This window comes from Cyanobium sp. LEGE 06113, assembly GCF_015207615.1.
The window spans coordinates 282,749-305,890 of record NZ_JADEWM010000003.1 but is presented as its reverse complement, the minus strand read 5'-3'; the positions used below and the strand labels follow the sequence as shown (position 1 = coordinate 305,890).

Here is a 23,142-nt window from a genome sequence, read left to right as displayed (position 1 = left end):
ATGGCGAACATCGACCACGCTCCGAGCCGCACGATGCTCAACCTCCTGCACGTGCTGCCGGCCTTTGCCGATGAAGCCGAACTGCGCCTCAACGCCATCGTGGAGTTGAACTCCATGACCATCAACAAATACGAGCTGATCACCGAAACCGGCCATCTCAAGCTGGATCGCGTCGGCTATTCCTCCCTGGCCTATCCCTTTGCCTACGGCTGCATTCCCCGCACCTGGGATGAGGATGGTGATCCGCTCGACATCGAAATCGTGGGCGTGACCGAACCCCTGGTGCCGGGCTCCCTGGTGGAAGCACGCATCATCGGGGTGATGAAATTCGATGACGGCGGCGAAGTGGATGACAAGGTGATTGCCGTGCTCGCCGATGACAAGCGCATGGATCACATCACCAGCTTCACCCAACTGGGCGACCACTGGCTGAAGGAAACGCAGTACTACTGGGAGCGCTACAAAGACCTCAAGAAACCCGGCACCTGCAAGGTGAATGGCTTCTTCGAGGCAGCCGAGGCCGTGGCGATTGTCAAGGCCTGCGAGGCCCGCTATACCACCAGCATCGATCCCAGTCTGGTGAACTGAGGCCAGCCCGTCCTGCCGAGTTGAAACGCTGCTTGCCTGGCTTCAACCAGCAGCTCTGGCCGCCGATTCTGACCATCCGTTCTGATCCCGCCGTCTCACCCGCAGCCTCAATCGATGTCCCACCAGCGCATCCCACGCCCCGTGCTCGCCGTCAGCGCTCTGTGGCCGGGGCTCGCCCTGGGAACGGGGCTTCTGCTTGCCGCCGGGACCCTGCTGCCGAGGACGGCCCTGGCGCTGCCCCCAGTTCCACCGGCTCCCGAGGTTGCTGCAGCTGAGGAAGCACCAACAGAGCAAGCAGCAACGGAGGAGGCACCTGCGGCGGCCGCGATTCAGCGGCAGATCGTGCTGGAACTGGGTCGACGCCAGATCAGCCTCAAGGAGAACGGCACCGTGGTGGGCAGCTGGCCGGTGGCCATCGGCGACCCCAGCACCCCGACCCCGGTGGGCAGCTTCACGGTGCAGAACAAGGTGGTCAACCCCCAGTACCAGAGCACCCGCAGCGGCAAGATCAATGCCACCGTGGGCCCCCAGGCTCCGCTGGGTGACCGCTGGATCGGCTTCAAGCAGAGCGGCCTCAACCAGTACGGCATCCATGGCACGCCCACGGCCTGGGCCTGGACCGTGACCTCGCGCGCCGCCGTGTCCAACGGCTGTGTGCGCATGCTCACACCCCATGTGCGCGAGCTGTTCGAGAAGGTGGAGATCGGCACGCCCGTGATCGTCAAACGCTGAATGGCCAGCCGGAACTGAGCGGCAAGCCGGGCAGCTCAGATCCGGAAGACTTCCTGGAGATGCCTGCGGTTCGGTCAGGAAACCGCGGCTTTCACCTGTAAGTTTTCCTCTGCGTTTCCGGTTCGATGGTGCCTGCTTTCCGACCTCACCCCTCCACAGGACGGCAAGCCCCAGGCTCCGAGACCTTCATCTCGAACCGTCCAGCCGCTGATGAGCCCGGCCCCACCGTGGTGGCCGAGCCCAGCACCACCTTGAAATGGTCCAGTGACGGCGAACTCTCCGCCCTCGATCTGCATCGCATCATCGACCGGCTCGCCGATGCCGATCCGGTGGCCAGCAGCCTCACGGTGAGCCAGTTCGGCATGGAGAGCCGCTAGGCCCCAGAGGGGCTTTCAGCTGACCGCGTTCGCCCACCCAACTGGGGCGGCCGGGGGCCGCCACGCCCGGAGCAGCGTCAGGCCTCGGGGCGGACGGCGGCAAAGATCTCGGCCAGGATCTCCCCGGCGCCCTGGGCCTTGAGTTTGTGGGCCAGGGCCACACCGATCGCCTCGGGGTCGTTCTGGGGACCCTCGGCCTGATCGCGGATCAGCCGCAGCCCATCAAGGCTGGCCACCATGCCGGTGAGCTTGAGGCTGCCGCTGGCCTCGGGGCCGGAGAAGCTGGTGTTGACGCCGATCGGCACCTGACAGCCTCCTTCAAGCTCCCGCAGGAAGGCCCGCTCGGCCAGGCAGCGGCGCGCGGTGGGGGTGTGCTCCAGCACCTTGATCTGATCCAGCACCGCCGTGTCGCCGTGGCGGCATTCGATGCCGAGGGCCCCCTGCCCCACGGCGTGCAGCGAAATGGACGGGTCGATCAGCTCGTGAATGCGCCCGCCCAGCCCCAGCCGGCCCAGACCGGCGGCGGCCAGGATCAGACAGTCGAAGCCGCCGGCATCGAGCTTTTCCAGGCGGGTGATCACATTGCCGCGCACATCCTTGAAGGTGAGGTGCGGGAAGTGGTGGCGCAGCTGGGCCAGGCGGCGCAGGGAGCTGGTGCCCACCACGGCGCCTTCCGGCAGGGTGGCGAGGCTCTTGTCCTTGTGCTTCTCGTGCACCACCAGCGCATCGGCGGGATCCTCCCGCTCGGTGATGCAGCCGAGCATCAACCCCTCGGGCAGGTGGGTGGGCAGATCCTTGAGGCTGTGGACGGCGATGTCGGCCTGGTCCACCAGCATCTGGGCCTCGAGTTCCTTGGTGAACAGGCCCTTGTCGCCGATCTTGGCCAGGGCCACATCGAGGATCTTGTCCCCCTGGGTGGCCATGGCCTCGATCGTGATCGTGAGGTCGTCATGGGCCCTGGCCAGCTCATCGCGCACCCAGTGGGTCTGCACCATGGCGAGCTGGCTGCGGCGGGAGGCAATGCGCAGGGTGGAGCCGGCCATCGAGAACCTTCGGTTGGCAGTCAGCCTGCCGAGTAACAGCCGTCCACCCTAGGCACTGGCCCGCCGTTCTCCCTGGGGAGATGGTCTCAGCCGAAACACTGCAACGGCAGCGGCCCCCAGGTGTCCTGGGCGGCGGGATCCACCAGGCTGTGGCCCGTGATCAGCACCCCCTCGCCCAGACCCTGCTCCAGACGCAGCTGGTAGCGGCCGTTGTTCTGATTGGCTTTGAGAAACACCGGGCCCTCCGGGCCTTCGAGGGCAGTAGCGCCGGGATCCAGCTCCAGCGTGGGCCAGCCACAGATCTGCTCCAGCCGGCGCAGGCTGGCCACAGCGGCTGCGGCCGTGGGGGCCATCACCCCCACCGTGAACCACTCGCAGAGGGCCATCTTCTGGAGCAGTTCCTCCAGGAGCGCAGCGGTGGTCTGCTCATCGAGGCGCGGGGCGGTGCGGAGGCCCCGCAGAGAAGCCAGGGTCTCGGCCATGCCGGTGGTGCAGCGGCTGGGAGGTTACTTGATGTACTCCTTGAGCACGCCGTTGCGGTTGGGGTGACGCAGCTTGCGCAGGGCCTTGGCTTCGATCTGACGGATCCGCTCGCGGGTGACATCGAAGATCTGGCCGATCTCCTCGAGGGTCTTCATGCGGCCGTCATCGAGGCCGTAGCGGAGCCGCAGCACATCGCGCTCGCGGGGGCTGAGGGTGGCCAGCACCCCTTCGAGGTCTTCGCGCAGCAGGTTCTTGGCCACATCCTGCTCGGGGTTCTCGATATCGGCTTCGATGAAGTCGCCCAGGCGGGAATCCTCCTCCTTGCCGATGGGGGTCTCCAGGGAGATCGGCAGCTGAGCGCTCTTGGCGATGAAGCGCAGCTTCTCGATTGTCATCTCCATCGACTCGGCGATCTCCTCCTCGGTGGGCTTGCGGCCGAACTCCTGGGAGAGGGTCTTGGTGGTTTTCTTGATGCGCGAGATCGTCTCGTAGAGATGCACCGGCAGGCGGATGGTGCGACTCTGATCGGCGATGGCGCGGGTGATGGCCTGGCGGATCCACCAGGTGGCGTAGGTGGAGAACTTGTAGCCCTTCTCGTGGTCGAACTTCTCAGCCGCCCGGATCAGGCCGAGGCTGCCCTCCTGGATGAGGTCCTGAAAGCTCAGGCCCCGGTTCATGTATTTCTTGGCGATCGACACCACCAGGCGCAGGTTCGACTGCACCATCTTTTCCTTGGCGCGGCGGCCGAGCATCAGCCGGCGCCGGAACTTGATCGGCGGCATCTCCACCAGCACGGCCCACTCCTTGTTGTCGGGGTGGTGGCCGTGGTCGGCCTCGAACTGGGAGGCCAGCTCCTCGAGGTGCAGCAGGTCGGCGATCTTGCGGGCCAGCTCGATCTCCTCATCCGGCCGCAGCAGACGGATGCGGCCGATCTCCTGCAGATAGACGCGGATCGAGTCCTCGGTGTAGACGCCCTTGGGGCCCACCTTGATGCTGGCCAGGGCCTTGGCGGCCTTGTCGTCCTTGGCGCTCACGGCATCCCCTTTGGCCAGGGCGGCGGCACCAGAGGTGGTCGCCTCAGCAGCGGGGCTGGCGGCGGCGGCCTTGGCGGCAGCTGCTTTGGAGGCAGCGGCCTTGGCAGGGGTGGCCTTGGCAGGGGCGGCCTTGGCTGAGCTGGCCTTTGAGGAGGCGGCTTTGGCGGAAGCAGCCTTGGCGGAAGCAGCCTTGCCCGCAGCGGCCTTGGCAGAACCTGGCGGGGACTTGCGGGAGCGCGCCTTGGGGGTGGTCTTCACCTTGCCCGCCGCGTCCTCGCTGGCCCGGGCGGCATCGGTGGCAAGCGGGTCCTGGGGCTTCGGCCGCACCGTGTCGCCCTTCGCCGTCGCCACCATCACGACCTCAGCGGCTGGCTTGGCTTTGGGGAGTGCAGTACTCATCGCGGGAGGGGAGACAGGACAGGGAAGGGGAGAAGCGTTTGCGGGTCACACCCGGAGAGAGGCCCAGCCGGGGAGCGGTGACCACGGTTGATCAGGTGCCGAGGCGTCAAAGGCAGCCAGAGGGATCCACGAGCGCAGGGCCTCACAACATCGGCAGGACAGGATCTGATTCGCCAGGCGAAACAAACCTCTGCCGTGGGACCGATGCAGCGGATGCCGTTACCGCGCTATGGAGGAGACAGGACGCTTCAACAAATCAACGGGCAGCCCGGGAGCGGGTGGCGGACTGCAGCAGCAATGGAAAGGGGCCGAGGCCGGGGGCAGGGTTGTCAGGGGTGGTCGCAGACCGTGAGAGCGCGGTGGAGGGATACTCCGGGCCTCTCTGTACGTGTCTTCCCGCTGGACGGAACTCTGCCGTGTTCCGACGGCAGCCTGCAGCTGCCCAACACCACCATCCTATGAATAGCTCCAGCGATGTGCAAGTTCGTTGAGCCAGTGGCTCCAGATCTGGCTGGAGGCCGGCCGCGAGGGGCAGGTGTTCACCTACGCCCGTCCGCCGGAGCTGGCCGTGAAGCTGGGCGACCTCGTGCGGGTCCGGCTGCAGGGGCGGCCCCACAGCGGCCTGGTGGTGGAGGAGCTCGAAGCCTTGCCGGAAGCCCTCGCAGGCAAGGCCATCCAACCCGTGGAGGCCGTGCTGCAGAGCGCCGCGGTGGACGAGCACTGGCGCGCGCTGATCACGGCGGTGGCCCGCCAGTGCCACACCAGCAGCTTCCGCACCCTCAAGAGCGCCCTGCCGCCGGGTTGGCTTGGCCAGCGCGGCCATCGAGCCGGGGCGAACCGCCAGCCGCTGCTGGCCCTGCGGGCGACCCGCCGGCCCGAACCCCACGAGCGCCTCAGTGCCCGCCAGCAGGAGCTGCTGAACCAGCTCGCTGCCGCCGCCGGCCCCCTGCCGCTGCGGCAACTGTGCCGGCCCGGAGGCTTCAGCCGGGGCGTGGCCCAGGCGCTGGAACAGCGGGGGCTGGTGGAGCGGCTCTCCCTGCCAGCCGAGGCCTTTCCCCAGGCCTTGCTGGCGGCGCACGTAGCAGGGGCTGATCCAGAACCCCGGAACGTGGGGCTCGAACCGCTCCAGCCGCTCACCCCTGCCCAGGCCGAGGCCCTGGAGGCGATTCTGGCGGCCCAGCCGGGCCAGACCCTGCTGCTCTGGGGCGTCACCGGTTCCGGCAAGACCGAGGTGTATCTGCAGGCCGCCGCCGCGGCCCTGGCCCGGGGGCGCAGCGCCCTTGTGCTCACCCCGGAGATCGGCCTGATCCCCCAGCTGCTGGAGCGCTGCCGCCGGCGCTTCGGCACTGCCGTCGTGGAGTACCACAGCGGCCTCAGCGACGGCGCCCGGGTGGCCGCCTGGCGGCGCTGCCTGCAAGGCCGCCCCCTGCTGGCGGTGGGCACCCGCTCCGCCGTGTTTCTGCCCCTGGCCCGGCTCGACCTGATCGTGCTGGACGAGGAGCACGACAGCTCCTACAAGCAGGAGAGTCCGATGCCCTGTTACCACGCCCGCGACGTGGCCCGGATCAGGGTGCGGCAGGGCGGGGGGCGCCTGCTGCTGGGCAGTGCCACGCCGGCCCTGGAGACCTGGCTGGCCTGCCAGGGAGAGGCAGCCGAGCCGGTGCGGCTGTTGCGGCTGCGCGAGCGCATCGGCGGCCGCCCCCTGCCGCCGGTGCGGCTGGTGGACATGCGCCATGAGCTGGCCGAGGGGCACCGCAGCCTGCTCAGCCGGGCCCTGCTGCAGCGGCTGCAGGGGGTGCAGGCCAGGGGGGAACAGGCCGTGGTGCTGGTGCCCCGCCGCGGCTACCACACCTTCCTGAGCTGCCGCAGCTGCGGCGAGGCGGTGCTCTGCCCCCACTGCGACGTGCCCATGACGGTGCACCGCGGCAGCGGCGGCCGGGAGTGGCTGCGCTGCCACTGGTGCGACCACCGGGCCGACATCAGCCACCGCTGCGGCCACTGCGGCTCCACGGCCTTCAAGCCCTTCGGCGCCGGCACCCAGAGGGTGCTGGAGCAGCTGGCCCAGGAACTGGAGGGCCTGCGGGTGCTGCGCTTCGACCGCGACAGCACCCGCGGCCGCGATGGCCACGGCCAGCTGTTGGCCCGCTTCGCCGCCGGGGAGGCCGACGTGCTGGTGGGCACCCAGATGCTGGCCAAGGGGATGGACCTGCCCCGGGTGACCCTGGCGGCCGTGCTGGCGGCCGACAGCCTGCTGCACCGGCCCGATCTGCGCTCCTCCGAGCACTGCCTGCAGCTGCTGCTGCAGCTGGCGGGCCGGGCCGGCAGGGGCGAGCTGCCCGGCGAGGTGCTGGTGCAGACCTACAGCCCCGAGCACCCGGTGATCGCCCACCTGGTGGACGGCCGCTACGACCGTTTCCTGGCCAGCGAACTGGCCCTGCGCCGCAGCGGCGCCCAGGTGCCCTTCAGCCGCGCCTGCCTGCTGCGCTTCAGCGGCCCCAGTGCCAGTGGCACCGCCACCGCGGCGGCAGCGATCGCCGAGCTGCTGCGGCCGGCCTCGAGGCCAGCGGCTGGTGGCTGATCGGCCCGGCCCCGGCACCGGTGGCCCGGGTGGCTGGCCGCAGCCGCTGGCAACTGCTGCTGCACGGTCCTGCCGGCGCGCCCCTGCCCCTGCCGGGTGAGGCGGAGCTGCGGCGCTCCCTGCCGGCCGCCGTGGCCCTGGCGATCGATCCCGATCCGCTCAGCCTGTAGCTGCAGGCACCAGGCCTAGGCCGGCAACTGGGGCAGACCAAAACCCAGCTGCTGGCGCAGCCGACTCAGCGCGGCCACCAGCCCCAGGGCGAGCAGAATCAGCCCCGCCCCCAGGCCCAGGGGACTCCAGCGCCAGCAGCTGAGCTCCAGCCGGTTCTCAGCGCCCAGGCGCAGCGGCCAGCGCACGCCCCTGGTGCCAGGAATGGTCTGCACCGATTCCGGACCGGCCCGGCGGATCGCCGCCAGCCTCAGCGGCTCAAGGTCGAGGCTGAAGTCGGCGCCAGGCACGGGATCCGCGCCGCGCAGATCCACCGCCACCGACAGCCGCTGCTGCACCCCCAGCAGCCAGTTGCGCTCCTGCCAGCGCAGCTGCGGCACAGGCAGCTCCACCCCCGCCAGGCGAGCAGCGTCTTCGAGATTGGCCGCCAGCAACTCCAGGGCCTGGGCCGCCGGCATCGTGGCTCCCAGCACGTGGTCGTGACCGGGCTCACTGGCGCCGTCGGGCCTGAGGCCCGCCTGCTGCAGTGCCTGCAGCACGCCCCGCTCCCAGGGGGTCGCCACAGCCGTGGGGCCCCGCTCCAGCCGCTGGCCCACCTGCAGCCGGCCCGGTCCGTGGAAATGCAGCTCAGCGCGCACGCTGCCGCAGCCCCCCAGCAGCAGGCTGAGCAACAACAGCACCAGCACCAGGGCCGCGAAGCCCAGGGGCGCCCGGGTGGGGCCCACCGGCGGCGCCGGCGGCGGCGGCGGCCGTTGGGCGCGACGGCTGCGGGCCACCTGCTGCAGCCGGCCGGTGACCGATTCGGCCTCACCCAGCTCCGGCAGGGTGATCGACCAGCGGCGAGGTCGCTCCAGGGCCGGCGCCTCCAGCACCTCCAGCAGGTCCTTGGCCTGGGCGCGAAGGGTGGCATCGGAGCAGCGTTTCACCTGGCGGCAGCAGGCGATCGCCCGCACCGCATTGCCCTGCCCCATCCAGGCCGTGGCCATCAGCAGCTGGATCTGGGCCCCCTCCGCCGTGGCGGGCGGAAAGCTCGACACCAGGGGCTCCAGAGCGCCAAGGGCCTGGCCGTAGTCGCCGCGCTCCAGGCAGCGCCGGGCCCCGGCGCACGGATCCTCGGCCTCCATGCTCACGGCCTGCCGTCCAGCAACTGGGGACTGCCCACCACCATCGTGCCGATGCCGGCATCGGTGAACACCTCCAGCAGCACGGCATGGGGGACACGGCCATCGATGATGTGGGCGGCGGCAACCCCCTGGGCCAGGGCCCGGATGCAGCACTCGGTCTTGGGGGTCATGCCCCCCTCCACCACGCCGCTGGCGATCAGCTCGCGGGCACCGGCCAGGGTGAGCTGGCGCACCAGGGTGGAGGGATCGTGGCGGTCGCGCAGGATTCCGGGGGTGTCGGTGAGCAGGATCAGCTTCTCCGCCTGCAGGGCTGCGGCCAGCTCCCCCGCCACCGTGTCGGCGTTGATGTTGTGGGCCTGGCCCTCGGGGTCGGCGGCCACACTGGAGATCACCGGCACGTAGCCGGCCTCGAGCAGGGGCAGCAGCACGGCGGGATTCACCGCAGCCACCTCCCCCACCAGGCCGTTGCGGCCCTCGCCGTAGGGCCTGGCCGTGACCAGGGACCCATCGCTGCCGCAGAGCCCCACGGCCCTGCCCCCCAGCCTGTTGAGGCCGTTGACGATCTGCTTGTTGACCCGGCCCACCAGCACCATCTCCACCACATCCATGGTTTCGGGGGTGGTGACCCTCAGGCCTCCCTTGAATTCGGGCTCGATCTGCAGACGGGCCAGCCAGTCGTTGATCTCCGGGCCGCCGCCATGCACGATCACCGGCCGCACCCCCACCGAGGTGAGCAGGGCCAGATCGCGGTACACAGCCTGCCTCAGATCGGCGCGGGCCATGGCGGCGCCGCCGTACTTCACCACCACCCGGCGACCTCGGAAGCGCTGGATGTAGGGAAGGGCCTCGCTGAGCACGGACACCCGCAGGGCATCGGTGTGGCTGATGGCGTTGTCGGAGCTCACGGCAACAGGAGGGCTGAAATCTGGAGGGGGAAAGGGGGGCCGCCAGGGGCCCGGGCAAGGGCCGAGCTCAGGCGGCCGGGGAGAGCAGGAGACGGAGGTTGAAGCGGCGGCCGTCCAGGGGCTCGAGCTCAGCGGTAAGGCCCTCGCCGAAGAAGCGACCCAGGCGCTCCTGCTTGGCCTGCCAGCGCTCGAAGGGCACGCCGCCGGCGTCAAAGCAGAGCCTGAGGCCATAGCGCCCCTGCTCATCCAGCTCCTGCACGGACAGCAACTGGGGCGGGGCATCCTCATCCCAGAGCTTGAGCACCTCCAGCGAGCTCTCCAGGTGGGCCTTCTGGCCGTAGCGCCAGCGCATCACATCGCCGAGCAGCTTGCGCAGGGGTTCGCTCTCGGGCAACTGACGCAGGGCGCTGTGGACAGCGGCCGGTGTGAGGCGCCGTGGCGGCGGCAGCTCCGACGACTTCAGTGCCAGCCCGCCCAGCAGGATGGGGATGCCATAGAAGATCGTCGCAGGCTCAGGTTCGGGTTGCCGGAGGCATAGCCGATCCAGCCGATCACCGAGAGGGCGGCCCCGGCCAGGGTGACCAGGCTGCCGGGCGAGAAAAGTGCTTGCATGACGCCATCTTCCTGTACGCCGTGGGCCCCGAGATGATCAGTGATCCAAGCCGCCCCGTGGACGGCCCCGGCGAGCCGGAGCCCGCAGCCGCGATCAGCACGGCGGATCTGATCAGCCAGCTCCAGGCGGACCGCCTGTGGCTGCTGCGCCAGATCGACGCCGGCGCCTGGCCGGAATGGCGCCTGGATCTGGCCGCCCTGGAACGCGAACTGGGCGAACTGCTGGATCGTGTCGGCCCCGACCAGGCCAACGCCGGCTGAGGCTCAGAACGGAATGTCGTCGTCTCCCTCCGGCAGGTCCGGCACCAGGGGCGAGGTGTTCCAGGTGGGGGGCTCGACGCGGGCGGGCTGAGCCGCGGCGGGCGGAGCGGAGCGGGCCGCTGTCGGAGCGGCAGGAACAGGGCGCGCTGGAGCGGCGCCCGTGCGGGTCGCCCCGGGGGCCGGAGCCCCCGACTGGGCAGCGGCCATCGGGGCGGACGCCATCCCTGCTCCAAGGGGGTGGAGGCGCGACAGGGTGAACTCCGCCCGTTTCTCCTTGACCCCGTCCTGCCGGGTGACCGTGCTCATGCGCAGGCGGCCCTCGATCATCAGCCGCTGACCCACCTGCACCCGGTTCTGCAGATCCTGGGCCAGGTTGCCCCAGCCCACCACTTTGAGCTGGCCGGCCGGATCGTCAGGCCGCAGGCCGTCGAACTGCACCGCCATCTCGGCGACGGGCGTCTGGTTGTCCTGGGTGTAGCGGATCTGGGGTGCTTCCAGCACATCCACTTCCAACAGACAGTGATTCACGCCCCAGCCAGCGGCACAGCGTGTCCATCTTGCCGGATGCCAGAGGGCTTGCCGGATGCCGGAGGGCTTCGGGGGCAGACTGATGCAGCGAGGGGGGATTCGATGCCAGGCTCCCGGGCACCGGTGCTTGCCGCGCGCGGCCGCCTCTGGCTGTTCGCCGGCACGGGGGAGGGGCCTCCCTTGGCCGCTGCCCTGCAACGGCAGGGCTGGTGCCTGCGGGTGAGCGTGGTGAGCCCCGAGGCCGGCCAGGCCTATGGAGAGCTGCCGCACCTCGAGCTGTTCAGCGGAGCCCTGGCCGGCCCCCAGGCCCTGGAGCTGGCCCTGCGGCAGGCCCAGCAGCAGGGGGATCCCTTTGCCCTGGTGCTCGATGCCACCCATCCCTTTGCGACCACGATCAAGGCCACCCTGGCCGCCGGCTGCCGGGCAGCGCGCCTGCCCCTGTTGCGGCTGCAGCGCCCCTGGTGCGATCAGCAGGAGGGCGACGGCCCCGGGGCGGACGCGGCCGGCGCCGCCCTGCTGGCCGGGTTGGCGGCACTGGAGCATGAGCCGCTGGCGGGCACCCGCCTGCTGCTGGCCCTGGCGCGCGCCAGCTGCCGGCTGCGGTGAGCCGCAGCCCGGGGGCACGCCATCACGCCCGGCTGCTGCCGACGGCCTTCGGGCTGCAGCAGGCCATGGCGGCGGGACTGCCGGCCGAGCGGGTGGCCTGCCTGCGGCCCACGCGCTCCGGACAGGTCGAAACCGCCCTGCTGCGTCGCTGGGGGATCGAGGTGATCCTGGCGCGCCAGTCTGGCGGCGAACCGGAGCAGCGCTGGCGCCGGATCGCCCACAGCCAGGGCTGCCGGCTGTTGCTGCTGCGGCGCCCGCCGGAGGAGCCCGGCCGGACGGTTCTGAGCCAGGAGGCCTTGCTGGCCCACCTGGCCGCCTGGCCCGGGGCGACCGGCTAGGCGCCCGCGCCCAGGTGTGCGGCCGCCAGGGCCTGGAGGTCCTGCTGGGGCCTGGGGCCGAGCTGGGTCACCACCTGGCCGGCGCAGAGGGAGCCGAGGCGGCCACAGCGCTCGGCGCTCCAGCCCTGGGCCAGGCCGTGCAGGAATCCGGCGGCATAGAGATCGCCGGCGCCGGTGGTGTCCACCAGCGGGCCCAGCCGGAAGGGCTCGATCACGTGGCTGCTGGGACCTTCCAGCACCAGGGATCCCGCCTCGCTGCGGGTGAGGGCGGCGATGCGGCAGCGCCCCCTCACCTGCTCCACCGCCGCCTCGAAGCTCTCGCTTCCATACAGCGACAGGATTTCCTGTTCGTTGGCGAACAGGATGTCGACATGGCCATCGACGAGCTCCTGGAAGCTGTCGCGGTGGCGCTCCACACAGAAGGCATCCGAGAGGCTGAGGGCCACCTGGCCACCGTGGGCGCGGGCCACCTCCGCCGCCGCGATGAAGGCCTGCTTGGCGGCCTCGCTGTCCCAGAGATAGCCCTCCAGGTAGAGCAGCTTGGCGTCAGCCACCATCGAGAGGTCGAGATCGGCGGGATCGAGGCCCACCGACGCGCCCAGGTAGGTGCACATGGTGCGCTGGGCATCCGGGCTCACCAGGATCAGGCAGCGGGCCGTGGAGGGACCGCTGGTGGCCGCGGGCGTGTCGAAGCGGGCCCCGGCGGCGCGGATGTCATGGGCAAAGATGGCGCCGAGCTGGTCGTCACGCACCCGGCCGATGAAGCCGGCCCGCCCGCCCAGCTGGGCCACCCCGGCCAGGGTGTTGGCGGCCGAACCGCCGGAGGTTTCCAGCCCAGCTCCCAGCCGGGCGTAGAGCTGCTCAGCCTGCTCGGCATCCACCAGGGCCATGCTGCCCTTGGTGAGGCCTTCGCTGACGAGGAAGGCGTCGTCGGCGTGCACCAGCACATCCACGATGGCGTTGCCGATGCCGACGACATCGAGACTCTTGACTGTCATGGGGTTCAGGCGCTGAGGAGGGCGCGTTTGGGGCCGTGGATCGGGTCTTCCATCACGATGGTCTGGTCGCGGTCGGCCCCCAGGGAGATGATGGCGATCGGCACCTCCATCAGCTCAGCCAGGAAGCGCAGGTAGCTCATCGCCGTGGCGGGGAGCTCATCAAAGGTGCGGCATTCGGCCGTGGAGCTCTGCCAGCCCGGCAGGGTCTCGTAGATCGGCTTGCAGCGGGCGAACACCTCGGCGCTGCTGGGGAAGTGCTCGATGCGCTGGCCGTCGAGTTCGTAGGCCACGCACACCTGGATGGCATCGAGTTCATCGAGCACGTCGAGCTTGGTCACCGCCAGGCAGTCGAGCCCGTTCACCTCCACGGCGTAGCGGCCGATCACGCCATCGAACCAGCCGCAGCGCCGGCGGCGCCCGGTGGTGGTGCCGTACTCGCCGCCGCGATCGCAGAGGTGATCGTTGAGGCTGCCCTCCAGCTCAGTGGGGAAGGGGCCCTCGCCGACCCGGGTCGTGTAGGCCTTGGCCACGCCGATCACCCGGTCGATCAGGGTGGGGCCCACGCCGGCGCCGATGCAGGCGCCGCCGCTCACCGGATTGGACGAGGTGACGTAGGGGTAGGTGCCGTGGTCGAGGTCGAGCAGCGTGCCCTGGGCCCCCTCGAACAGGATGTTCTGGCGGGCGCGGGCCGCCTCGTGGATGGTGCGGGTGCAGTCCACCACGTGGGGGGCGAGGCGCTCGCCGTAGCCCAGGTAGTCCTCCACCACGGACTCAAAGTTGAGGGGCTCGATGCCGTAGAGCTTCTCGAGGATTTCGTTCTTCTCGGCCAGGGGACCGGCGAGGCGATCCCGCAGCCGGTCGCCATCGAGCAGGTCGATGACGCGGATGCCGTTGCGCTCGGCCTTGTCGGCATAGGTGGGGCCGATGCCGCGGCCGGTGGTGCCGATGCGCCGGTCGCCGCGACGCTGCTCCATGGCCTGATCCAGCAGGCGGTGGTAGGGCATGGTCACATGGGCCGTGGAGGCGAGCCGCAGGCCGCTCACGTCGATGCCGAAGCCCAGCAGCATGTCCAGCTCCTCCAGCATCACCCGCGGGTCCACCACGGTGCCCGAACCGATCAGGCAGATGGTGTCGGGATAGAGGATGCCGGAGGGGATCAGGTGCAGCTTCAGCACCTTGTCGTCAACGACGATCGTGTGGCCGGCGTTCACCCCGCCCTGGTAACGCACCACCACATCGGCCGAGCGGCTCAGCAGATCGGTGATCTTGCCCTTGCCCTCGTCACCCCACTGCGCACCGATGACGACGACGTTGGCCAAGGACACGGCGGCCCGCAGCCGCTTCAGAGCACAACTGCAGAGACTCTCAGATCAAGGTCCCGTTCGTCAAAAGAACCGGCCGGCTCAGGCGCCGCGCACCACGTTCTTCTCGGCCTTCAGCAGCTCCTTGCTGACCCGCTCACGCAGGGCCTCGGGCAGGGGCCGGTTGGGGTAGTTGGCGTAGTGCCCGGCGAGGGAATTGAGCGCCGTCTGCATCGTGGTGAAGGAGGAGAGCCCATTCACGGCGTTGCGGGGGCGGTAACGGGCCATGTACTCATTGATCAGTCTGCGGGCCTCCTGCTCCGCCTCGGCCCGGGAGGGATCGTCGGCTTCGAGACCCACCGTGGTGATCAGCACGTCGGCCACCGCCACCGTGTCGTCCACGTAGCTGCCGCTGAGCCCATCGGCGCTGCTGCAGCCGGCGAGCAGCAGACACAGCCCCAGGCAACCGGCCAGCAGGGATCGGCTCCAGCGTCCCAGCAGGCGCCGAAGGGAGCTCAGAAGGTCGGCGGCCATGGCGTGGGTGCGGATTGGGCGATCCTACGGACCCCGGCTGTCGCCTAAGCCGCGGGCAGCCCGCGGCGCTCGGCCGTCAGACGGGGCAGCAGATGATCGAGCAGCCCATCGGCCGCCAGGTCGGTGCGCTGACTTCCGGCCCGCTGCACCAGTTCCACCTGGCCGTCGGCCGCACCCCGGCCCACCACGACCCGCCAGGGAATGCCGATCAGATCGGCATCCTTGAACTTCACCCCGGCCCGCTCGCTGCGGTCGTCGAGCAGGGTCTCCGCCCCCGCTGCCGTGAGCTCGGCGTAGAGCCGCTCGCCCAGGGCCAGCTGCAGCGGCTCCCCCGTGTTGGCCACCACCACGATCACCTCGAACGGCGCGATCGCCGTGGGCCAGCAAATGCCGCTGGCGTCATGGTGCTGCTCCACCGCCGCCTGGGCCAGGCGCGACACGCCGATGCCGTAGCAGCCCATCCACAGGGCCTCCTCACTGCCGCATTCGGTGCTCACGGTGGCCCCCAGGGCCGTGGCATAGCGGCGGCCCAGCTGAAAGATGTGGCCCACCTCAATGCCGCGGCTGGCCTCCAGGCACTGGCCCGGATCGTGCCGGCAGCGGTCGCCGGGCTGGGCGGCCCGCAGGTCGAGGGCCTCGGGCCTCGGGCAGAGCGCACCCCAGGCCGCTCCCAGCCGGTGCTGATCCAGCTGGTTCGCGCCGCACACAAAGGCGTCCAGCTCTGCGGCGGTGGCATCGGCCAAGCGCAGGAAGGCCGGAGTCCAGCGGCGGGCACCCGCGAGGCAGGCGTCGGCCAGATCGGGCCCGAGATAGCCGAAGGGGAGCGGGGCCAGCCCCTCCCTGGCCACGGCCTCCTCGCTGAGGGGGACAATCTCCAGCAGAGTGCCGTGGCTGGGGGAACAGCTGGCGCTCACCACATTGGCCAGCTTCACGCTGTTGAGCTGCTGGTCGCCCCGCAGGCTCACCAGCAGGGGCAGCTCGGCCCCGTCGTCGAAGCGGGCCAGCAGCAGCAGCACCTTGAGGATCTGGCTGGCGTCAACGTCATGGGCCTGGACCAGGGCCTCGATCGTGCCCTGGCCCGGGGTGCTGAGCAGCTCTCCGGCACCGGCCAGGCGGGGGCCACCGATCAGGGGGCGGGGCTCGGGGGCCAGCGCGCTGGCCCGTTCCTGGTTGGCGGCGTAGCGGCCATCTGGGCTGCTGAGGATCAGGTCCTCGCCGGCCTCGGCGGTGACCATGAACTCCTGGCTGGCGGAGCCGCCGATGGCACCGCTGTCGGCCTCCACGGCCACGGCCCGCAGGCCGCAGCGGCGAAAGATGCGGCTGTAGGCCTGATCCATGGCCCCATAGGTGCGGCGCAGGCAGGCCTCATCGGCATGGAAGGAATAGCCGTCTTTCATGATGAATTCCCGGCCCCGCATCAGGCCGAAGCGGGGCCTGATTTCATCGCGGAACTTGGTCTGGATCTGGTACAGATGCACCGGCAGCTGGCGGTAGGAGCGCAGCAGATCGGCGGCCAGAACGGTCACCACCTCCTCGTGGGTCGGACCGAGGCCGAGTTCGCGCCCCTGGCGATCCTCCAGGTGGAACATGATCCCCTCGCCGGCGGTGTAGCCGCTCCAGCGGCCGCTGCGCTGCCAGAGCTCGGCCGGCTGCAGCTGCGGCAGGAGGGTTTCCAGCGCCCCGGTGGCCTCCATCTCCTGGCGCACGATCGCCTTCACCTTCTGCAGCACCCGCCAGAGCAAGGGCAGGTAGGCGTAGATGCCGCTGCCCAACCGGCGGATGTAGCCGGCCCGCAGCAGCAATTTGTGGGAGAGAATCTCGGCCTCGGCGGGATCGTCCCTGAGCGTCACCAGCATCAGGCGGGAGACGCGCATGGCCGAGGGTTCCGAAGAGGTCGGAAGCTACCACCGCTGACCCCTGAGGGCGGCAGGAGCGCTGGGCACACGGGCGGCAGTAACGGCTGCCACAGCTGCCGGCCGGGGGCTCTGCTAGCTTTTCAAAGCAATCCAATTCATCTCATCTGAGACTCATGCGTTCCCCCGCGGGTGACGCCCCTGCCCCGGCACCACCGTCGCTCCAGCCCTACGCGACCCTTGCTGATGGGCGCCCTGCTCAGGATGGGCGGGCCGACCTCACCACCCCTGCGGAAACCGGGAATGCCGATGCTCTGATCAGCATCGATGAGGTGCAGAAGGTGCTCAGTCGATCGAGGGCATCGGTGTATCGCTACACCAACACCGACCCCCGCAACCTCAATCCCCCCTTCAATCCCCGCCGCCTCAACCCGGAATACCGCAGCGATCAGAAGGATCCCCTCTTGTTCCACCCCCATGAGGTGGCCCGCTTCGCCAGGGACGTGCTGCGGATCAAGGAGGTCACCGTGGAGGTGCTCAACGCCCCTTCCACCGCCACCCATCAGCTGCTCGGCGCCATTCTCGATGAACTGCGCTCCATCCGCACCGAGCTGGCCCGGGTGAGCCCCCCTCCAGCCATCGCGGTGGCCCCGAGTGAACTCTCCTCACGCCACGACAATCAGTCGCGCCCAGCAGCCTGAAGGCCAGAGGCAGCGACAGCTCGCCTGGAACCTGCCCCCCACCGCCTCAGGGGGTGCCAGAATCAAAACGGTAATTTTCCTTCTGTCAGTCCGGTCTTCCCCGGGCCCCATCCACCCAGCTGAACAGACCATCGTTTCAGCCGGCGTGATCGGGCCTTGACCGTCCCCATGACCTCCACCATCTCCAGCTTCAGGCCCTCTGAATCGGCCCCAGCGTCCACCCGGTCTTCCAGCGACGCGAGCCCCTCAGCGGCCGCCCTCCCTGACCCCAGCGATGACCCCCACAGTCCGGGCGGAGAACCCCTTGCCTTCCTGATGGGAGCGGCCATCGCCCTGCTCACCGCCATCGTCCCCCTGGCCACCGTGGTGGCAGGACGTCCCAGCCCCCCGGGCCCCTACCTGTTCTATGGATCTCAGCCACCTGCCGGCATCCCCAGCGCCAGGGCTGGTGAACCTGGTGGTGGAGATCCCCGCCGGCAGCCGTAACAAATACGAATACAACAGCGTCGCCGGCGTGATGGCCCTCGATCGGGTGCTGCACTCCTCCGTGCGCTACCCCTTCGACTACGGCTTCATCCCCAACACCCTCGCCGACGACGGCGCTCCCCTGGACGCATGGTGATCATGGAGGAGCCCACCTTCGCGGGCTGTCTGATCCGGGCCCGGCCGATCGGGATCCTCGACATGGTGGATGAGGGCTGCCACGACGGCAAGCTGCTGTGTGTGCCGGAGGTGGGATTCCGCCAGCAGCACATCCACTCCATTCGACAGATCGCCCCCGACACCCTCGAAGAGGTGGCGGAGTTCTTCCGCACCTACAAGAACATGGAGGGGCGGATCACCCTGATCCAGGGTTGGCTCGACCCCGAGGCGGTGCCAGCCCTGCTGAAGCACTGCATCCAGGCAGCACTCCAGAGCCAGCCCAGCCCCCGGAGTTAGCTGGCGCGCTGCAGCAGGAAGCCCTCGTAACCCAGGGCCTGGAACACCCTGGCCGGATCGCTGAAGCCGGCGGCATTGACCAGGGCCGTGAGCCGGGCCACCCCGATCGGGTGCAGACCGTGGGTGAGGGCCGTGAGCTCGCCGTCTGCGCTGCTCGCCAGAGCCTCGAGGCCGCTGGCGCGCTGGAACCCCAGCCAGGCCTGCTGCACCTGGGCCTCCAGCGGCGAGCGCTCGGGGGCCATCAGGTCAACGAGCACCAGCTGGCCGCCCGGCTCGAGGCTGCGGGCCAAGGCGGTGAGGAAGGCCAGCTTGGTGCCGTCATCCGGCAGCGACTGCAGCACCAGCACCGACAGGGCGCCGGCGAAGCAACCCCTGGTCTCCAGGTCTTCCACCCTGGCCTGGCGCCAGTCAATGCCCTCGCCGCCAAGCCGCTGGCGGGCCGCCGCCAGCATCTCCGCTGAGGGATCGAGGGCGGTGATGCGCCAGTCGGGGCGCTGGGCCCGGGCCTCGACCAGCTCGGCGCCGGTGCCGCAACCCGCCACCAGCACCGCAGCCCCCTCGAGGCCAGCCCGGGCGGAGGCGGCCAGCAGAGCCACCGAGAGGCGGGCCAGGCTCGCGTAGCCCGGGATCAGCTGCTGGGCGGTGAGGTCGTCAGCCTGGGGAACAGCCAAGAACGCGCAACAAGTGCTTCGATGCTAGGCAGGGGGTACCCGGGGGCCTTAGGTTTGCGGACGCGTTTCACCCTTGATCGGCCGTGCCCACCATCCGATTCGAACAGGAAGGCCAGCAGGTCGGTTGCATCGAGGGGGCCAACCTCCGCAAGGCCGCTCTCGATGCCGGCATCAACCCCTACAAGGGCTTCAACAATGTCAATAATTGCGGCGGCATCGGCCAGTGCGGCACCTGCGTGATGGAGGTGCTGGAGGGCCTGCAGAACCTCTCCCCCCGCAGCGATGTCGAGGAGGTGTACCTGGCCGATCGCCCCGCCAACTACCGCCTCAGCTGCCGCACCAGTGTCAATGGCGACGTGACAGTGCGCACCCGCCCCGCCGATGGCGTGGGCAAGGGCACCAACAGCCTGGTGGGCGCCCTCAAGGCCCTGGTGGGCCGCTGAAGCTCGGCCCCGCCCGGCCATGAAGCTCTACAGCTATTCCGGCTGCAGCACCTGCCGCCGGGCCATCGCCTGGCTGCGGCAGCACGGCCTGACGGTGGAGCTGATCGACATCACCCTCACCCCGCCCGGCCGGCCCCTGCTGGAGCAGGCCATGAAGCAGCTCGGCCGGGGGCGACTGTTCAACACCAGTGGCCAGAGCTACCGGGCCCTGGGCGCCGCCACCGTGAAGGCCATGGACGACAGTCAGGCCATCGAGGCCCTGGCCGCCGATGGCCGGCTGATCAAGCGCCCCCTGCTGGTCAGCGACGACGGCCGCCTGCTGATCGGCTTCAAGCCCGAGGAGTGGCAGACCCTGCTGGAGGAGGGGGCGGCACCGTGAGGGCATCCAGCTCCTGCAGCAGCGACTCGATGCCGGCGCGGCTGATCTGGGTGAGGTAAGACCCCTTGAGCTGCTCCAGCAGGGCACAGAGCAGGCCCTGGGAGCGCTCCAGGGCCGGTCCGCTCTCCAGCGCCACGGCCAGTTCCTCCCAGAAGCGGTCCACGAAGCGCTGCAGCAGCTCCAGCTGGGCGTCATCGCGGCGCGACAGGCTGCTGCCGGCATTGCGCGAGAGCTCCAGCAGGCTCTCCACCATGCCGTTGGCCAGCTGGCGGCTGAGACCGCTCTCCATCTGCATCAGCGGCTGCAGCTGCCGCAGCGGCGGCGGCACCACCGTGCGATCCAGGCTCTGGCGCAGGCTGTAACTCAGCACCCCCTGGAGCTCCGGAGCCAGGCGCGGGGCCACCTGACTGAGCAGCAGGGGCGCCCAGATCCGCACCAGCTCGGCCAGCTCCCGCTCATCGCGGCTGCTGGCCACGCTCTGGTGGCTGCGCAGGCTGCGGATGCGCTGCGGCCACTGGCGCGAGCGGATCAGACCCTGGATGCCATCCAGCAGCTGCAGGGCCAGCACCTCGAACAGCTCCACCGCCAGGAGGGCAACCACGCCCCTGCTCACCACGGCCCGCAGGGGCTCCAGATTCACCAGCCCGGAGGTCTGCAGCCGCTCCCCCACGGGCACGATGCGCAGCCAGCGCCAGAAGGGCAGCAGCAGGGGCAGGTCGGTCCAGCGCCTCAACAGCACCTCGTGCCAGGCCAGGCCAGGCAGCCGCCGCTTGATCCGGATCAGCCGCTGCAGGATGTCCAGCAGGAACACGCTCTGGAACAGCAACAGGTCGATACGCCAGAAGTGGTCCGTGGGCCGGCCGTTCTCGTCGATCGAACGCCAGTAGTTGGTCTCCACCAGGGGCAGCACCTGGTCGGCCCAGAAGCGCCGCTCGCCCGCCCAGGGGTTGCTGGCCAGCCACTCGGGGCTGAGCAGCCGCTGGGCGGAATCCTTGGAGGAGTCGAGGTCGGCGCGCTGGCGCAGGCGGTTCTTGATCTTCTCCAGCGTGCCGGCCCGGTCGGAGGCCAGGAAGGGGTTGCTGTCCACCATCTGGGCCATCAGATCCGCCTGGCGCTGCAGCAGCCTCGTCTTCAGGGCGGGGTCGGCGGCAGGCTGGTCCATCACCCGCTCCAGCTCCTGGAACTGCTTCAAGAAGGTGCTGGTTTCCCGATGGGGCTCAATCCCCTTGATCGGATCCACCCAGGGGGTGATGTCCGGGATGAAGGTGAGCGGCACCGCCAGGGGCACCGAGGGAATCGGATAGAGGTTGCGCTGCAGCCAGAAGGTGCGCAGGGGCACATAGGTGATGTCGAAGGCCACCCAGAGCAGGTTCAGCGTGGCCCAGATCGCCACGAACCGATCCCAGGCGATGGCCCCCAGGCCGGCGGGAACAGGTCGGGATCGCTGCCAGCGGGGACGGGCCATCGGCAGGGCTGGGGGTAAGGCGTGCCTAATCTGCCCCGACGAGCCGTCATCCCGTCGCGGAGAGTTCAGGAGTTGAACCAGGAGAACAGGCCGATCGAGGCTGAGGATCCGGCGGAGGGCGCCCGCGTCACCCCGGCGCAGCAGCCGGAAAGCCCGTGGGTGTTCTGGCGCAGCGTGGTGCTCACCCTGGCGGTGGCCCTCGGCATCCGCCAGTTCGTGGTGGAGGCCCGCTACATCCCCTCGGGCTCGATGCTGCCCGGCTTGCAGCTGCAGGACCGGCTGCTGGTGGAGAAACTCACCTACCGCCGCGAGGCGCCCCAGCGCGGCGAGATCGTGGTGTTCCGCTCCCCCTACAGCTTTGATCCGGTGCTGGCCGGCGCCGGCGAGCCCAATCCGCTGCGCTGCCTTGTGGTCAACATCCCGTTTCTGGGTTCTCTGCCGGGGGTGAACGATCCGGCCTGCGACGCCTACATCAAGCGGGTGGTGGCCCTGCCAGGCGAACAGGTGGCGGTGAACCCGAAGGGCGAGGTGTTCATCGACGGCCAGAAGCTCGAGGAGCCCTACGTGGAGAACTACTGCCCCGTCGATGAGCGGGGCATGGGACCCTGCCGCACCCTGAAGGCGCAGGTGCCCCCTGGCCACGTGCTCACCCTGGGGGACAACCGGGCCAACAGCTGGGATGGACGCTTCTGGCCAGGGGGGGCCTTTCTGCCGAGCAGCGAGATCATCGGCCGGGCCTTCTGGCGCTTCTTCCCGTTCAACCAGGCGGGAACGCTGCTGCCCCAGGCGCAGCCGGATCCAGCCACCACTGATCCGGCGCCGTGAGCCCGGTGGCCCGCACGGCTCCCGCAGAGGCCTGCGGCGGCCCGGGTTGATTCGCCGCCAGCGAGCCGCCGCCGCCGCCCCAGGCGCTCGGCTGGGCCTCGGGATCAAACAGCAGCCAGCGGCGGCTTCCCGCTACCAGCCGCTCGGCCGGCTGCTGCAGCAGGCCTGAAGGCCCCCAGCTCAACACCTGCCACAGCTGGGACGCACTCCAGCCGCGGCCCCTCACCAACGCGTGCCAGAGCGCCGGCAGCACCAGTCCGTGGTGGCCGCCATGACCGGCTATCCCTGGAGGCCGCTGGTCGAGGGGCAGCATCTGCTCCTCCGCATCGAGGGCCTGATGGTGCACCGCCACGGCGCTGAGCGTGCCGGCGGCGAGAGCGGCGATCAGGGCCTGCCGGTCGGCGGGAGTGCCGAGGGAGGGCTCCAGCCGCCAGCCCTCGGCCGTGGGCGAGAGGCTGCCACTGTCGGCCACCAGATGCCACCAGGCCACCGTGGCCGGCGGGCGCCAGGGGGCCCGCTCCAGGGCGGCCACACCGGCCGCGGTGGAGAGGTTCATCAGGTTGAGCACCTGGCCACTGCCCGTGGCCGCCAGGGTGAGCAGGGATTGCAGGGGCAGGGTCTCGCTCACCTGGGGATCGATCGGCCAGCCGGCCCGCAGCGCCTCCACGCCCTCCCGCACGAAGCCGCCACTGGTGAGCGCCAGCTGGCGCGGTGCCACCAGCAGGGGCTGCCGCGGCGCCTCGGCCAGCAGCAGACCGCGCTCCAGCAGCGCCAGGGGCGGACACTCCGGCCCGCCTGCCAGGCCGATGGCGCCGGCGGCGACCTGGAGGGCGTGCAGGGCCAGATCGGTGTCGGCGCCGTCGCGGCTGAAGCTGCCCCAGAGCAGCAGTTGCAGCGGGGCCGGCCAGCTGAGATTGAGGCGCTCGGGTCGGTCGCGCCAGGGCCGTGCCCAGGGCAGCAGGGCCACGGTGCCGTAGCCGCCCCTGGCGGCGGCCTCGGCCAGGCTGGTGAGGGTCTCGGCCTGGCCGGTCCAGGGATCGTCCAGCACCGAGTGGGGATCGACCAGCACCGGCGCCAGCAGGGAGCCCCCGGCCGGCCGGGGGCTGAGGCCCAGACCAGCGGCCCGGCGGCTCGCCTCCACACCCAGGGCTTCGAGGCGGCCGTCGGCGCCCAGCAGGGCATCACCCAGCTCCAGCTCGGCCCCGGGACCGCGCAGCAGCTGGACCTGATGCAGCCAGATCGCCTTCATCGCGCTGC

The 23,142-nt window shown here is 70.1% G+C and carries 23 protein-coding genes and 3 pseudogenes; 12 read left to right on the top strand and 14 right to left on the bottom strand.

The annotated features are described in order from the left end of the window. The 3 genes from IQ220_RS07705 to IQ220_RS07695 all read left to right on the top strand — a co-directional run bounded on the left by IQ220_RS07705 (window position 1) and on the right by IQ220_RS07695 (window position 1,697). The gene (locus IQ220_RS07705) at window positions 1–588 is read left to right on the top strand and encodes an inorganic diphosphatase (RefSeq protein ID WP_186696577.1); all 588 of its coding nucleotides are present in this window, start codon (window positions 1–3) and stop codon (window positions 586–588) included. A gap of 114 nt (window positions 589–702) precedes the next feature. After that, a complete protein-coding gene (locus tag IQ220_RS07700; RefSeq protein WP_228008981.1) occupies window positions 703–1,320 on the top strand; it encodes a L,D-transpeptidase in 618 nt (205 codons plus the stop codon). A 125-nt stretch (window positions 1,321–1,445) separates the two neighbouring features. Then, the gene (locus tag IQ220_RS07695; RefSeq protein WP_193914222.1) at window positions 1,446–1,697 is read left to right on the top strand and encodes a hypothetical protein; all 252 of its coding nucleotides are present in this window, start codon (window positions 1,446–1,448) and stop codon (window positions 1,695–1,697) included. A 77-nt stretch (window positions 1,698–1,774) separates the two neighbouring features. Here the strand turns inward: IQ220_RS07695 and hemC are convergent, their stop codons facing one another. The 3 genes from hemC to rpoD form a co-directional block, all read right to left on the bottom strand. Continuing rightward, window positions 1,775–2,740, bottom strand: coding sequence for a hydroxymethylbilane synthase (gene hemC, locus IQ220_RS07690; RefSeq protein WP_193914098.1), 966 nt, complete (start codon window positions 2,738–2,740; stop codon window positions 1,775–1,777). 86 nt (window positions 2,741–2,826) lie between these two features. Further along, on the bottom strand, window positions 2,827–3,222 hold the full coding sequence (locus IQ220_RS07685; protein WP_193914096.1) for a DUF1824 family protein: 396 nt from the start codon (window positions 3,220–3,222) through the stop codon (window positions 2,827–2,829). Window positions 3,223–3,246: 24 nt separating this feature from the next. Continuing rightward, entirely contained in the window at window positions 3,247–4,611 is a 1,365-nt protein-coding gene (gene rpoD / locus IQ220_RS07680) for an RNA polymerase sigma factor RpoD (protein ID WP_193914094.1), read from the bottom strand. A gap of 532 nt (window positions 4,612–5,143) precedes the next feature. Here rpoD and priA point away from each other — a divergent pair. After that, window positions 5,144–7,404, top strand: a pseudogene (priA, locus tag IQ220_RS07675) (primosomal protein N'). A 15-nt stretch (window positions 7,405–7,419) separates the two neighbouring features. Here priA and IQ220_RS07670 read toward each other — a convergent pair. The 3 genes and pseudogenes from IQ220_RS07670 to IQ220_RS07660 all read right to left on the bottom strand — a co-directional run bounded on the left by IQ220_RS07670 (window position 7,420) and on the right by IQ220_RS07660 (window position 10,043). After that, a complete protein-coding gene (locus IQ220_RS07670) occupies window positions 7,420–8,526 on the bottom strand; it encodes a DUF3153 domain-containing protein (RefSeq protein ID WP_193914092.1) in 1,107 nt (368 codons plus the stop codon). 2 nt (window positions 8,527–8,528) lie between these two features. Then, window positions 8,529–9,431: an acetylglutamate kinase gene (argB, locus tag IQ220_RS07665; RefSeq protein WP_186696582.1), complete on the bottom strand. Its 903-nt coding sequence runs from the start codon at window positions 9,429–9,431 to the stop codon at window positions 8,529–8,531. A 67-nt stretch (window positions 9,432–9,498) separates the two neighbouring features. Continuing rightward, a pseudogene (locus tag IQ220_RS07660) lies at window positions 9,499–10,043 on the bottom strand (DUF2854 domain-containing protein). Here IQ220_RS07660 and IQ220_RS07655 point away from each other — a divergent pair. Further along, a complete protein-coding gene (locus tag IQ220_RS07655; RefSeq protein WP_186700882.1) occupies window positions 10,038–10,304 on the top strand; it encodes a hypothetical protein in 267 nt (88 codons plus the stop codon). The pseudogene IQ220_RS07660 and the gene IQ220_RS07655 overlap by 6 nt on opposite strands. 3 nt (window positions 10,305–10,307) lie before the next feature. On the opposite strand, the gene IQ220_RS07650 is transcribed toward IQ220_RS07655, so the two are convergent. Continuing rightward, window positions 10,308–10,832 (bottom strand): single-stranded DNA-binding protein, encoded by a 525-nt coding sequence (locus tag IQ220_RS07650; RefSeq protein WP_193914090.1) that lies wholly within the window; start codon window positions 10,830–10,832, stop codon window positions 10,308–10,310. Window positions 10,833–10,955: 123 nt separating this feature from the next. Between IQ220_RS07650 and IQ220_RS07645 the strand changes: the two genes are divergently transcribed. Together IQ220_RS07645 and IQ220_RS07640 are read left to right on the top strand one after the other, a co-directional pair. Then, window positions 10,956–11,438, top strand: a complete 483-nt coding sequence (locus IQ220_RS07645) for a precorrin-6A/cobalt-precorrin-6A reductase (RefSeq protein ID WP_193914088.1) — start codon at window positions 10,956–10,958, stop codon at window positions 11,436–11,438. After that, window positions 11,435–11,776 (top strand): precorrin-6A/cobalt-precorrin-6A reductase, encoded by a 342-nt coding sequence (locus tag IQ220_RS07640; protein WP_193914086.1) that lies wholly within the window; start codon window positions 11,435–11,437, stop codon window positions 11,774–11,776. The genes IQ220_RS07645 and IQ220_RS07640 overlap by 4 nt, the downstream gene beginning before the upstream one ends. Here IQ220_RS07640 and IQ220_RS07635 read toward each other — a convergent pair. The 4 genes from IQ220_RS07635 to IQ220_RS07620 all read right to left on the bottom strand — a co-directional run bounded on the left by IQ220_RS07635 (window position 11,773) and on the right by IQ220_RS07620 (window position 16,483). Then, window positions 11,773–12,774, bottom strand: a complete 1,002-nt coding sequence (locus tag IQ220_RS07635) for an adenosine kinase (RefSeq protein ID WP_193914084.1) — start codon at window positions 12,772–12,774, stop codon at window positions 11,773–11,775. The genes IQ220_RS07640 and IQ220_RS07635 overlap by 4 nt on opposite strands. 5 nt (window positions 12,775–12,779) lie before the next feature. Further along, window positions 12,780–14,099 carry an adenylosuccinate synthase gene (locus tag IQ220_RS07630; RefSeq protein ID WP_186696587.1) on the bottom strand — a complete coding sequence of 440 codons (1,320 nt, stop codon included), beginning with the start codon at window positions 14,097–14,099 and terminating at the stop codon, window positions 12,780–12,782. A 78-nt stretch (window positions 14,100–14,177) separates the two neighbouring features. Continuing rightward, window positions 14,178–14,609 carry a photosystem II protein Psb27 gene (psb27, locus tag IQ220_RS07625; protein WP_193914082.1) on the bottom strand — a complete coding sequence of 144 codons (432 nt, stop codon included), beginning with the start codon at window positions 14,607–14,609 and terminating at the stop codon, window positions 14,178–14,180. Between the two features lie 44 nt (window positions 14,610–14,653). Next, window positions 14,654–16,483 (bottom strand): proline--tRNA ligase, encoded by a 1,830-nt coding sequence (locus tag IQ220_RS07620; protein WP_193914080.1) that lies wholly within the window; start codon window positions 16,481–16,483, stop codon window positions 14,654–14,656. Between the two features lie 155 nt (window positions 16,484–16,638). Between IQ220_RS07620 and IQ220_RS07615 the strand changes: the two genes are divergently transcribed. Together IQ220_RS07615 and IQ220_RS07610 are read left to right on the top strand one after the other, a co-directional pair. Beyond that, complete coding sequence (locus IQ220_RS07615) at window positions 16,639–17,163, top strand: resolvase (RefSeq protein ID WP_228008979.1); 525 nt, start codon at window positions 16,639–16,641, stop codon at window positions 17,161–17,163. Between the two features lie 406 nt (window positions 17,164–17,569). Then, a pseudogene (locus IQ220_RS07610) lies at window positions 17,570–18,102 on the top strand (inorganic diphosphatase). Here the strand turns inward: IQ220_RS07610 and IQ220_RS07605 are convergent. Next, the gene (locus IQ220_RS07605; protein ID WP_186696591.1) at window positions 18,099–18,773 is read right to left on the bottom strand and encodes a class I SAM-dependent methyltransferase; all 675 of its coding nucleotides are present in this window, start codon (window positions 18,771–18,773) and stop codon (window positions 18,099–18,101) included. The pseudogene IQ220_RS07610 and the gene IQ220_RS07605 sit on opposite strands and share 4 nt — an antisense overlap. An 83-nt stretch (window positions 18,774–18,856) precedes the next feature. On the opposite strand from IQ220_RS07605, the gene IQ220_RS07600 reads away from it, so the two are divergent. Together IQ220_RS07600 and IQ220_RS07595 are read left to right on the top strand one after the other, a co-directional pair. Beyond that, window positions 18,857–19,216, top strand: a complete 360-nt coding sequence (locus tag IQ220_RS07600) for a 2Fe-2S iron-sulfur cluster-binding protein (RefSeq protein WP_186696592.1) — start codon at window positions 18,857–18,859, stop codon at window positions 19,214–19,216. A gap of 19 nt (window positions 19,217–19,235) precedes the next feature. Then, complete coding sequence (locus tag IQ220_RS07595; RefSeq protein WP_193914078.1) at window positions 19,236–19,595, top strand: Spx/MgsR family RNA polymerase-binding regulatory protein; 360 nt, start codon at window positions 19,236–19,238, stop codon at window positions 19,593–19,595. Here IQ220_RS07595 and IQ220_RS07590 read toward each other — a convergent pair. Next, complete coding sequence (locus IQ220_RS07590; protein WP_186696594.1) at window positions 19,546–21,060, bottom strand: hypothetical protein; 1,515 nt, start codon at window positions 21,058–21,060, stop codon at window positions 19,546–19,548. The genes IQ220_RS07595 and IQ220_RS07590 overlap by 50 nt on opposite strands. A gap of 72 nt (window positions 21,061–21,132) precedes the next feature. On the opposite strand from IQ220_RS07590, the gene lepB reads away from it, so the two are divergent. After that, complete coding sequence (gene lepB, locus IQ220_RS07585) at window positions 21,133–21,885, top strand: signal peptidase I (protein ID WP_228008978.1); 753 nt, start codon at window positions 21,133–21,135, stop codon at window positions 21,883–21,885. Here the strand turns inward: lepB and IQ220_RS07580 are convergent. Further along, on the bottom strand, window positions 21,818–23,134 hold the full coding sequence (locus tag IQ220_RS07580) for a dihydroorotase (protein WP_193914076.1): 1,317 nt from the start codon (window positions 23,132–23,134) through the stop codon (window positions 21,818–21,820). The two genes, lepB and IQ220_RS07580, sit on opposite strands and share 68 nt — an antisense overlap. Window positions 23,135–23,142: the final 8 nt, after the last annotated feature.

What these genes read in the sequence shown, in the direction of transcription:
- IQ220_RS07705 (WP_186696577.1), top strand. Translation starts at nt 1, where the DNA reads ATGGCGAACATCGACCACGCTCCGAGCCGCACGATGCTCAACCTCCTG.
- IQ220_RS07700 (WP_228008981.1), top strand. Translation starts at nt 703, where the DNA reads ATGTCCCACCAGCGCATCCCACGCCCCGTGCTCGCCGTCAGCGCTCTG.
- IQ220_RS07695 (WP_193914222.1), top strand. Translation starts at nt 1,446, where the DNA reads ATGGTGCCTGCTTTCCGACCTCACCCCTCCACAGGACGGCAAGCCCCA.
- hemC (WP_193914098.1), bottom strand. Translation starts at nt 2,740, where the DNA reads ATGGCCGGCTCCACCCTGCGCATTGCCTCCCGCCGCAGCCAGCTCGCC.
- IQ220_RS07685 (WP_193914096.1), bottom strand. Translation starts at nt 3,222, where the DNA reads ATGGCCGAGACCCTGGCTTCTCTGCGGGGCCTCCGCACCGCCCCGCGC.
- rpoD (WP_193914094.1), bottom strand. Translation starts at nt 4,611, where the DNA reads ATGGTGGCGACGGCGAAGGGCGACACGGTGCGGCCGAAGCCCCAGGAC.
- IQ220_RS07670 (WP_193914092.1), bottom strand. Translation starts at nt 8,526, where the DNA reads ATGGAGGCCGAGGATCCGTGCGCCGGGGCCCGGCGCTGCCTGGAGCGC.
- IQ220_RS07635 (WP_193914084.1), bottom strand. Translation starts at nt 12,774, where the DNA reads ATGACAGTCAAGAGTCTCGATGTCGTCGGCATCGGCAACGCCATCGTG.
- psb27 (WP_193914082.1), bottom strand. Translation starts at nt 14,609, where the DNA reads ATGGCCGCCGACCTTCTGAGCTCCCTTCGGCGCCTGCTGGGACGCTGG.
- IQ220_RS07620 (WP_193914080.1), bottom strand. Translation starts at nt 16,483, where the DNA reads ATGCGCGTCTCCCGCCTGATGCTGGTGACGCTCAGGGACGATCCCGCC.
- IQ220_RS07615 (WP_228008979.1), top strand. Translation starts at nt 16,639, where the DNA reads ATGCGTTCCCCCGCGGGTGACGCCCCTGCCCCGGCACCACCGTCGCTC.
- IQ220_RS07595 (WP_193914078.1), top strand. Translation starts at nt 19,236, where the DNA reads ATGAAGCTCTACAGCTATTCCGGCTGCAGCACCTGCCGCCGGGCCATC.
- IQ220_RS07590 (WP_186696594.1), bottom strand. Translation starts at nt 21,060, where the DNA reads ATGGCCCGTCCCCGCTGGCAGCGATCCCGACCTGTTCCCGCCGGCCTG.
- IQ220_RS07580 (WP_193914076.1), bottom strand. Translation starts at nt 23,134, where the DNA reads ATGAAGGCGATCTGGCTGCATCAGGTCCAGCTGCTGCGCGGTCCCGGG.